Origin of the sequence: Citrobacter sp. KTE151 (assembly GCF_000398845.1) — a bacterium.
Classification (GTDB): domain Bacteria; phylum Pseudomonadota; class Gammaproteobacteria; order Enterobacterales; family Enterobacteriaceae; genus Citrobacter; species Citrobacter braakii.
The window spans coordinates 325,260-335,417 of record NZ_KB976065.1 but is presented as its reverse complement, the minus strand read 5'-3'; the positions used below and the strand labels follow the sequence as shown (position 1 = coordinate 335,417).

Sequence of the window (10,158 nt, the reverse complement as noted above, 5' to 3'; positions counted from 1 at the left end):
TAATGGGCAGCATTTTTTCAGCTAATTCATTTATAAAATAAGTTATGAAAAAAATTATTATATTATTAACGACGTTTTTTCTGCTTTCGGGATGCACTATTCCCAGGGCGGTATTTAAATCCAGCCTGATTAATCAGGACGATCCTCATTATCATCTGGTCGAAGTCACGCCGACATTAAAACTGAGTGATGCCGATACTGTGCCGAAAACTATTGTCGATCCGGTCTTTGCCGAAAATAACTGGCACTGGACATCTTTGGCTAAAGGCGATGTGCTGCATATCACTATTTTATCCTCGGGGGGAGCGGGGTATTTATCCAATAACGCGAGCGGCGACCGGGCGGATTTTGAAAATATTCTTGTGACTGACGGTAATATCGTTCAGGTGCCTTATGCCGGGATCATTCCGGTTACCGGGCTGGATGTGACACAACTGGCTGAAGAGATCAGAAAGCGACTTTCGCGCGTTGTCCTGAATCCTCAGGTGCTGGTGACGCTTACCGCCCGCACCGGAGCCATGGTGACGGTCGAGGGCAGCGGGAAAACGGGTCGCTACCCTCTCGAACAGAGTATGAATCGTCTTAGTCATTTTTTGGCAACGGCGGCGGCAGTAGAAAATACCAGCGCAGATATGATGGAAGTTCACGTGACGCGCCAGCAGCATTATTTCAATGCGCGACTGTCAGATATTTATCAGTATCCCGGGTTGGATATTGTCTTACAGCCGGATGACCGTATCACTCTGCGTCAAGTGACCGAGTATGTTAATGTGCTCGGCGCGGCGGGTGTTCAGGGAAAACATGCTCTGGTTCAGCGTCATTCCAGCGTAGTGGATGCTTTGGCGCTGGCGAAAGGATTAAACGACAATCTTGCCGATCCGCAGGCGGTTTTTCTGTACAAGCATGACGAAGCGGAGCAAGCGAAACAGCAGATGCGTAAGCTGAATATCTATCATGTCGATATGAGCCAACCTGACTCGGTGTTTTTAGCACAGGCCATGCGGGTGGAGGACGGCGATGTTATCTATATCTCGAACGCCTCTTTGACTGATTTCGCTAAGGTGAAAGCCGCATTCGATAGCTTTTTGATCCGCGGCTCTAATTCTTTCTAACGTCGCCATATGAATATTTTGAAAAATAATACTTATTATTTTATGAAACTCATTACCGTCTGTGAGTTAATCATTTTGTTAATGTCACGCGATATCAAAACACGCTATAACGGTAATTTGCTAAACTATATGATGGTGCTGGCCGTACCACTGGTATGGATAACCATTACCGTTATTTCTTTTCAATATTTAAATCGCACCGTGCCAATATTCACTGACGATATCAGCTTTGTTATTGCAGGTATATTACCGTATCTGTTATTTCGTTATACCATTACCGCAACCATGCGCACCCGTTCATTCTTTACATCGTTGGCGGTTGTCTCGCAGGTTAAGAAAAGACATGTGATTTTTGCTCTTGCCGCAGTCGAATTTGTTAATGCGGTTATCATTTATATTATTGTTTCATTAATTAACTTTCTTATCTTCTCCCGCTGGGAAGCCCAGAAACCGATCCTGATTTTTGAAGGAATGGTTATCGCATGGCTTCTGGGGTTATCGTTTGGTTACTTTTGTGACGCACTGTCTGAACGGTTTCCGCTGGTCTACAAAGCCGTTCCTGTAGTGCTAAGACCGATGTTTTTGATTTCAGCTGTCTTTTATACGGCGAATGAATTGCCCTATTCATTATTAAGCATATTCAGCTGGAACCCTCTACTTCATGCTAATGAGATAGTCAGAGAAGGAATGTTTGAGGGGTATAACTCCTTGTACCTTGAACCTCTTTACCCTCTGGCATTTTCCGCAACGTTATTCCTCGCGGGCATCATTTTTCACCTGATTTGTGACACTGAAAATCACTGACTTTAGCTTCAGGAGAGACGCGTTCGTGTTCGGTTTATTAGGTTGTACACGCTATTTTGAGTCTGATAAGGGCCCACGGGTGGTCCTTGATAAAACAGATTTTGTCATGGATTACCATGAGCATATCGGTATTCTGGCCGCCCCTGGTTCAGGCAAAACGACGCTAACCCGATTGCTGTGCGGTATAGATGCTCCTGATGAAGGGGATTTTATTGGGCTACGGGGTGATGCGCTCCCACTGGGGGCAAATGCTTTTGTTCTGCCGGGGTTAACCGGCGAAGAGAATGCGCGCATGATGGCCAGTCTTTATGGCCTGGATGGCGATGAGTTTTCACATTTCTGCTATCAATTGACCCAGCTTGAACAGCGCTATACCGACAGGGTGAGTGAATATTCTGTCACGATGAAAGCGCATCTGGCATTTGCCATTAATTTACTGCTTCCCTGTCGCCTTTATATTGCTGATGACAAGCTGTACACCGGGGATAATACCTCACAGTTGCGTATGCAGGCGGCGCTAGCTTATGAGCTGCAACAGAAAGGGTTGATTGTGCTAACGCGCAACCCTCGGCTTATTAAAGAACACTGTCATGCGTTTGGCGTACTGCTGCATGGAAAAATTACGATGTGTGAAGATTTAGCACAAGCATCTGCGCTTTTTGAACAATATCAGTCAAATCAGGCGACGATTCAAACTGATGATTATGCCTTTGATATATAATTAGAAAATATACGGATAGAGTGTGGAAAATTCAGAACGTATTAAAAAATGGAAAGAGGAAAGGGCGAAGGTAGCAGAAGAAAGCCGAGCCTCGCGACTACAACAAAAAGAGAATGAACGCTCCCTTCGCCAGACGGAAAAAACGGCCGATGCGAAAAGTCATCATCGCCCAGACGCCGGGTGGTCCGCGACGGATGCTGATTCCGTCCGTAGAGCGTCATTGGTTATTAAAGAGCGGCGTGTTCAGCAAGCCAAACAATCGCTACGTCGGCTCTTTCTTTATATTGCTTTGCCGCTGCTGGTTATTATGCTTATGTCGTGGCTATTAACTTCGCGTTTTTATAGCGCGGATGCCACCTTTATTGTGCAAACTGATGCCAGCCAGGATAATTTTTCTGGAACAGCTTTCTTTGGTGCAGGCAATGAGATGTCGGAGGGCTTTCAGGTTCGCGAGTTTATACTTTCGAAAGAAATGATGGAGCGGATGGAAAAAGAGCTCGGTTTTTTATCTTATTTCGCGCAAGACGATATCGCATTATTTTCCCGCTACCACGCACCGCTGGGTATTAATGATGATCCTTATCGTTACTATTTATCGAAAGTCTCGGTTGCTGTCGATATTCAACAGGGCATGCTGCGTTTAAACGTCAAGGCGCGGAGTGCGAAACAGGCTGAGTTTTTTGCCCAGCGCATTCTGGCTTTTGCTGAACAGCACGTTAATACCGTTTCAGCGCGGATGCAGCAGGAACGGATTTTATGGCTGGAAAACGATGTTAAATCGGCCCAGGAGAATCTGGGGGCCGCTCGGCTTGAATTGCTAAAAATACAGCATATACAAAAAGATATTGAACCGCAGGAAACCGTGACCGCGATTTATCAATTAATTGCTGGCTTTGAAACGCAGTTGGCGGAGGCGAAAGCGGAATACGCGCAATTAATGGCTAATGGTTTGGATCAGAACCCCCTTATTCCTCGCCTGTCGGCCAAAATCAAGGTCCTGGAAAAGCAGATCGGCGAACAACGTAACCGCCTGTCAAATAAGTTAGGGTCGCAAGGTTCTTCAGAAAGTCTGTCCCTGTTTGAAGATCTTCGGCTGCAGAGTGAGATCGCCAAAACACGCTGGGAATCTGCCTTACAGACCTTACAGCAAGGGAAGCTTCAAGCGCTACGTGAGAGACGGTATTTGCTGATCATTTCTCAACCGATGGTGGTGTCTGACACCACTCGCTATGCCGATGGAACAAAGTGGTTACTGTTCTTCGTGTTGCTGGGCATCGCGTACCTGGTGACTTCTCTCCTGATAACCATCAGGCGGATGCGTGAATAAGGCGGAGTAAGGAAATACGATGAGCTTGCACTCTACATGTAAAAAAATATCGCCAACCACCCTGCTCAAACAAGAGGATTGGGAGGGGCTATGTCACTATTTCGGTCAGCATCCCGAAAAAGTACGAGATAGTGCTGGAAATGAGCAAAACATTCTTCTCTTCGCTATCGCGTGTTTGCGTAAAGATGAAACAGATGCCGCGCTGACTTTGTTGTCAGACCGTGTGCTGACGGCAAAGAATAGCCGTGATTTATTGCGACGCTGGATTATTTCGCCGCTGGCATCACATCATCGGGACGCTGTACTACAGGTGGTTAACAAACTGCTGGCGGTGAATGTGTGCCAGCCGGAGGATGTCCTGCTGGTCGCAAGCGTGCTGCTTAAGAGTAAACAATATGCGACTGTTGCTGACTTAGCCGAGCGGGCATGGCTCGCTTTTTCGGGCAATAGCAAAATTTTTGCCCTCCATCTGCGCAGCCTGACGCTGGTGGATAAAGAGTTACAGGCAATCTCGTTGGCCAGAACACTGGCGCAGGAAACTCCCCCGCGGGGAGATATGATTGAGACCTGCCTCCGTTTCTTAAATAAAAGCCGCCTACCAGAAGATCATGACCTGGCCCGCGCATTGCTCCCTTTCTTCGTGTTAGAAAGCCAGGAGTCGGCGGGGCTGGCGGTTGATACGCTGTGCGCTGTCGGTAAATATCAGGAAGCCATTCAGACTGGGGAGTCCGTATTAGCCCGTGGGTTGGATGGTGCGGCGCTGCGTCGTAGCCTGGGGCTTGCCTACTATCAATCCGGTCGCAGCCGGGAAGCGAAGCTTCAGGCCGCTGAGCATTGGCGTCATGCCCTGGATTTTAACCCTGATAATTTACGTATCGTGACCCTGTATGCCGATGCCTTAATCAGAACGGGTCAGAATGAGAAAGCCATTCCGTTACTGCAGCAGTCGCTCGCGACTCATCCTGATCTTCCTTATGTCAGAGCCATGTATGCCCGAGCACTGCGCCAGGTTGGGCAATACGCTGCTGCCAGCGATGAGTTTGTACAACTGGCAAGGGAAAAAGGGGTGACCAGTAAATGGAACCGTTATGCCGCGGCGGCGTTGTTACAGGCGGGGAAAACAAGCGAAGCGGAAAGCGTCTTTGAGCACTATATTCAGGCCAGAGCAAGCCATCTGCCTCAGTCATTCGAAGAGGGGCTGCTGGCGCTTGATGGGCAAATATCTGCCGTTAATCTACCGCCTGAGCGCCTTGACTGGGCATGGGAAGTTGCCGGCAGACAGTCCGGTATCGAGCGCGATGAATGGGAACGCCGGGCGAAGTGGGGGTATCTTGCCGATAATTATCTCCTCGACTGGCTTGAATGCCGTGGAGAGCAGGCCGACGAACCGATGTATCGGTTGGCCGATATATCGCATGTCGAGCAGTTTTTCCAACGGCTGCAGCTCGATAAGCGTGGTTGCATTGTTGTATCGGCTCATATGGGCGCAATGTATGCCGGGCCGATGATCCTCTCCTTGCTGGAAATGAACAGTAAATGGGTGGCTTCCACGCCTGGCGTGCTCAAAGGGGGCTACGGTGAGCGGTTGATTTCGGTTAGTGACAAAAGCGAAGCGGACGTGGTCAGGGCCTGCATACAGACCTTACATAGTGGGCAGTCGCTTGTTGTGGCGATCGACGGCGCGCTGAATTTGAGCGCGCCAACTATCGACTTTTTCGGCCAGCAGATTACCTACTCCACCTTTTGCTCTCGACTTGCCTGGAAAATGCATTTACCCACCGTATTTGGTGTTCCGGTGTGGCGAGACGGGCGCATCCATTTTGTTTTGGAGAAAATGGTCGATCCGCAGAGGTTCGAAAGCCAGTCTTCTTTTATTGAGCGCTGGAAAGACAATTACCTGAAATGTGTAACCCAAATCCTGAATAGCGGGCCTGAAAATCTGAGACTGTCGGGGGGGATTTGGCGAAATATCACGCGCAGGGATGAAACATCTTCGGGCTGAAAAGACATTTGCCCCGCGATGCCTTTGGCGCACCAGGCGGGGCCGCCCGCTAAGTAAAACTGAGTTATTCTATTTAGAAAGCATCCGTTCATTAACGTTCGGGTGCTTTTTTCGTTCTAACGAGCTGAAAAACGGAGAATTATATAATAGCTACGTTATACCTGATTGTGGTTCTGTTTGTCTGAGGGTTACCAGAAGACAGTATCCTGAAGTCATCCCTTAGCAATGTTAAATAGCGGCATCGAAATCCGCTGGTAGCGTACTGTTTCCTGTGCCCAGGCTGCGTTGCATTAATACCGTATCAAGCCAAAGCCCATGCTTGAATCCAATGTTCGTCAGCGTGCCTATTTTCGTAAATCCGGCCTGCTGATGGACTTTCAGCGATCCCTGATTATTGCTGTCGCCGACGATAGCGATCAACTGCCGATAACCCTGCGTTTCAGCCCACTCAATTACATGGCGTAGCAACGCTTTTCCCACCCCCTGACGCTGTGCCGTCGGGTCAATATAAATCGAATCTTCGAGGGTATAGCGATAGGCATAACGCTCGCGGTAGCGGGTGAGATAGCAATACCCGATGACCTTATCTTCTTGCAATGCGACAACCCACGGCAGCCCCAGACTGCGGATTTTTTCCAGACGCTCCTGCATCTCGCGGGTATCCGGCGGGTCAGTTTCAAAGCTGCCGGTACCGTGAATAACATGATGGGCGTAGATATCGCGTATGGCGGGGATGTGTTTTTTTTCAGCGTTAACGATTTTCATTGACCAGCTCCCATTGGCATCTTTGTCCAAATTACCTCAAAGGCTGGAGAGAAGGTCAGTGCAAAAAATTATGCGTCTATACCCGTCATTCTTTAAGCTGCATGTGCGTTGGCTACGCTAGCGCACTTCAGTCACATAGTTCGCGATGCTCCTGGGGATTTACTCACTTGCCGCCTTCATGTAACTCGAATTATTTAGGGTATATAAATTATTTTCAATGTAAATAAGCTTTCAAATTGTAAGGGTAAAGTGAGTGGGGTTGATACTGTCAATAATACGCAAGGTTGGTAAATACATTAGCGAGTTGAGCAATGCACAATTCTTCGCGCACGTATTATGGCGGATACCAAAATACCAATTTTGGTAGATTGCAATGATAGGCTCAGGAAGTTGTTTGATTCTATTGAGTTTTTACTTTTTTTTTACTGTACTTAGTTCTGCTTATGACTGTACCTTTAATTTCATTTTATCGACCCTGTTCGAAACTTAAAATTAGGTTATATTATTTACATTGTTATCTTTGTTGTTATCAGGGGCATTATTATCAGAACTTTCTCTATCCGCACACAATAGTTACCATGCAAACAGTTGCGCGGTGTAGCTATGCCAACTAGCAATAGTTATCATCGTCACAAGGTTTCGTCATGCAAACTTAATCTAAATCCAGAATTCAATCCCAAGAGTATTAGGATTATTTAGTCTAAAATACTTTTTTGTCTAAGAGTTTTCGTATCGCATAGCCACGAACTACGCTGAGTGATAAAATTTTCGAGTTTACGCCTGCTTTCCCACGATTAGAGGGCTAGGCGCGGGTAGTCAATAAGACGAAAGAGTTAATTGCTTCATAACCCTATTGCAAAATAAGCGGCAGTGCATCTTACATGGTCGGGTATCGTAAGTAACCGACTGTAATATATTGAAAACGCTTATTTTTACTCTGATGTAAGTTATAAGGGCTGATATGTTAAGTATGCGTCGACATGCCAACTTCATTAAACGTTTTAAGTCTTTAAGCTGTTTATTTACGGCAAGCGTTCTTTTCCCTATGCAAATCTCTGCAGCGACATCAGATTATGACGCTTTGGTTATTGAAGCGCGGGGTGGTAATAGTGCACCGTTATTGCGTTATCTAGAGGATCAGGGAAAGCAAAGCGCGCTAACGCCAAATCAGGTTGCCGACTGGCTGCAAGTTTCCAGTTGGGTTGATAACAACGATAAAGCCACTATTGAAATTTGGCAGCGCTATCGTGGGCAGATGGATGTGCCTGCACGCGGCAAAGTCGCCGCTGCACGTGCGTACCGTAACCAGAAAAACTGGAATGATTCATTGGCGGTATGGGAAAGCGTTTTACAGGAAGAGCCTGACAACGTTGACGTACGCACCGGCTGGATAATGACGTTGGCAGATGCTCGCTACAATCAGCAAGCCCTTACTGAAGCGAATAAATGGGCACAGGCACATCCGGGGGCTGACTCCGATGCGCTACTTGCCTACGTATATCATTCTCAGGGAAAAAACTGGGACGCGCTGTTGGTTGCCAGCCAGGCGGATGACGTTGATCCTGGCAACAAAAATGCAAAATCTACGCTGCTGTCTGCTCTGTCAGCAAACCGTGTTTCCGGGCCTGCCTTAAATATGGCGGAGGTAGTGCCTACGGCAGATCCTGTGAAGCGCCGCCTTGAGCTTGATGCGGCCGCCGAAATGGTACGTTCCTCCTATACGTCCGCACGTAATGAAGAAGAGCGGTTTATCGTGGCGGATAAAGCGCTGGCCCGCTATGACCAGTTGCTGGCTGCCTGGAAGGATGAGCCGTCCGCGCAGAATGATGTCCGTCGGGCGAGAATTGACCGCATGGGCGCTTTGCTGGTTCGTAAGCGAACGTCTGAAGTGATTAAGGAATACGAATCGCTTTCTGCGAGCGGCGAAGTGCCAAACTACGCGAAACGCTGGGTAGCATCGGCATGGTTAAGCGAACGCCAGCCAGAAAAAACCGAAGCGATGCTGATGAGCATCTACTACCCGAATGGACCGATTCCCGTTACGCCGCTTGGTCCTGAGGATCAACAGGATCTGTTCTACGCGCATATCGATAATGAAAACTTTGATGCCGCTAAAAAACAGGCCGAAAACCTAATCAAAGAGAGTCCGTACCTGCGACGCATCTATGGTTCGCCAACGCCGCAGCCTAACGATAACTGGCTGCTCGGACAGTCGATGCTGACGCAATATTATATTGCTGCCAATGAACTACCTGAGGCTGAAAAGCTCGCAGAGCATCTGGCGCGAACAGGTTCAGGTAACCAGGGGCTGCGCATATCTTATGCCTCCGTTCTTGAAGCACGTGGCTTGCCGCATGCGGCGGAGAAAGAGCTGAAGCTGGCGGAAGTGATTGAGCCAAGTAACCTGGAACTGGAGCGTCAGCAGGCTTATGTTGCGTTGGATCTCCAGGAATGGAGGCAGGCCGATGAACTGACGGATGACGTCATCGCCCGTAGCCCGGATGATGAAGCGACGCTGCGCCTCGCGCGTATTCGTGATGTCCACAAAATGTCGGAAGTGCGCATTAGCGGCACACAAGGGATCTCGTCCGATAGCCCGGTCAGCGGTAAGAATGACTTCAATATCAATACTGCCATTTACAGTCCGCCAATTAACGACAACTGGCGATTGTTTACTGGATTCAACTTTGCTACCGGCGAATTTGAGGAAGGTAAAGGCATCAGCCGCGATCTGGCTGCGGGGGCGGAATGGACTTCCCGCGACTACTGGGCAGAAATGGAAGTCTCTGGCCGAAATTATGGCGATGGTCAGAAAATTGGCGGTCGTCTTTCCGGCTGGCATGACTTCAATGACAACTGGCGCGTAGGCGGTTCGGCCGAGCGCTTGTCGCGTAATACGCCACTGCGCGCGCTGCGTAGCGGCGTGTATGCCAACGGCGGCGATATGTTTGTTCGCTGGTATCAAAACGAACGACGTGAATATCAACTGTCGTTTGCCGCATCACATTTCTCAGATGGTAACGATCGCATCGAATACGGACTCAGCGGAAAAGAGCGCATGTGGACAACGCCGCGCTTCACCCTGGACTTTACCCCGGGCATCGGCGGGAGCACCAACACCAAAGAGAATGTGCCGTATTACAACCCGAAGAGTGATTTTTCCGTGGTACCGGGTCTGAGCGCGGAGCAGGTTCTTTACCGCCATTATGACACCGTGTGGACGCAGCAAGGTCTGGCTGGCGTAGGTGGCTATTGGCAGCAAGGCCAGGACGCTGGTGCCATCGTTCAGGTGGGATACGGACAACGGCTCAAATGGAACAACGTCGTAGATGGCGGGGTGATGCTGATTTGGGATAAACGCCCCTACGACGGTAAACGTGAGCGGAATATCTCCCTCGCTTTCGATTTAAATGTCAGGTTTTAAGGA

Annotated in this window: 7 protein-coding genes; 6 read left to right on the top strand and 1 reads right to left on the bottom strand. The window is 48.7% G+C overall.

Annotated elements, in window-relative coordinates; translation table 11 throughout:
- The first annotated feature begins 44 nt into the window (after window positions 1-44).
- Genes vexA through vexE form a run of 5 tightly spaced genes read left to right on the top strand, consistent with a single transcriptional unit; the run spans window position 45 to window position 5,966 of the window.
- The gene (vexA, locus tag WC7_RS07055) at window positions 45-1,112 is read left to right on the top strand and encodes a Vi polysaccharide ABC transporter protein VexA (protein WP_016154313.1); all 1,068 of its coding nucleotides are present in this window, start codon (window positions 45-47) and stop codon (window positions 1,110-1,112) included.
- A 9-nt stretch (window positions 1,113-1,121) separates the two neighbouring features.
- Window positions 1,122-1,916 carry a Vi polysaccharide ABC transporter inner membrane protein VexB gene (gene vexB, locus WC7_RS07060; RefSeq protein ID WP_016154312.1) on the top strand — a complete coding sequence of 265 codons (795 nt, stop codon included), beginning with the start codon at window positions 1,122-1,124 and terminating at the stop codon, window positions 1,914-1,916.
- A gap of 25 nt (window positions 1,917-1,941) precedes the next feature.
- Window positions 1,942-2,637, top strand: a complete 696-nt coding sequence (vexC, locus tag WC7_RS07065; RefSeq protein ID WP_016154311.1) for a Vi polysaccharide ABC transporter ATP-binding protein VexC — start codon at window positions 1,942-1,944, stop codon at window positions 2,635-2,637.
- Window positions 2,638-2,659: 22 nt separating this feature from the next.
- The gene (gene vexD / locus WC7_RS07070) at window positions 2,660-3,964 is read left to right on the top strand and encodes a Vi polysaccharide ABC transporter inner membrane protein VexD (RefSeq protein WP_016154310.1); all 1,305 of its coding nucleotides are present in this window, start codon (window positions 2,660-2,662) and stop codon (window positions 3,962-3,964) included.
- A gap of 19 nt (window positions 3,965-3,983) precedes the next feature.
- Window positions 3,984-5,966 (top strand): Vi polysaccharide transport protein VexE, encoded by a 1,983-nt coding sequence (gene vexE / locus WC7_RS07075; protein WP_016154309.1) that lies wholly within the window; start codon window positions 3,984-3,986, stop codon window positions 5,964-5,966.
- A 228-nt stretch (window positions 5,967-6,194) separates the two neighbouring features.
- Here the strand turns inward: vexE and WC7_RS07080 are convergent, their stop codons facing one another.
- Entirely contained in the window at window positions 6,195-6,731 is a 537-nt protein-coding gene (locus tag WC7_RS07080; RefSeq protein WP_016154308.1) for a GNAT family N-acetyltransferase, read from the bottom strand.
- A 961-nt stretch (window positions 6,732-7,692) separates the two neighbouring features.
- Between WC7_RS07080 and pgaA the strand changes: the two genes are divergently transcribed.
- A complete protein-coding gene (gene pgaA / locus WC7_RS07085; RefSeq protein ID WP_016154307.1) occupies window positions 7,693-10,155 on the top strand; it encodes a poly-beta-1,6 N-acetyl-D-glucosamine export porin PgaA in 2,463 nt (820 codons plus the stop codon).
- Window positions 10,156-10,158: the final 3 nt, after the last annotated feature.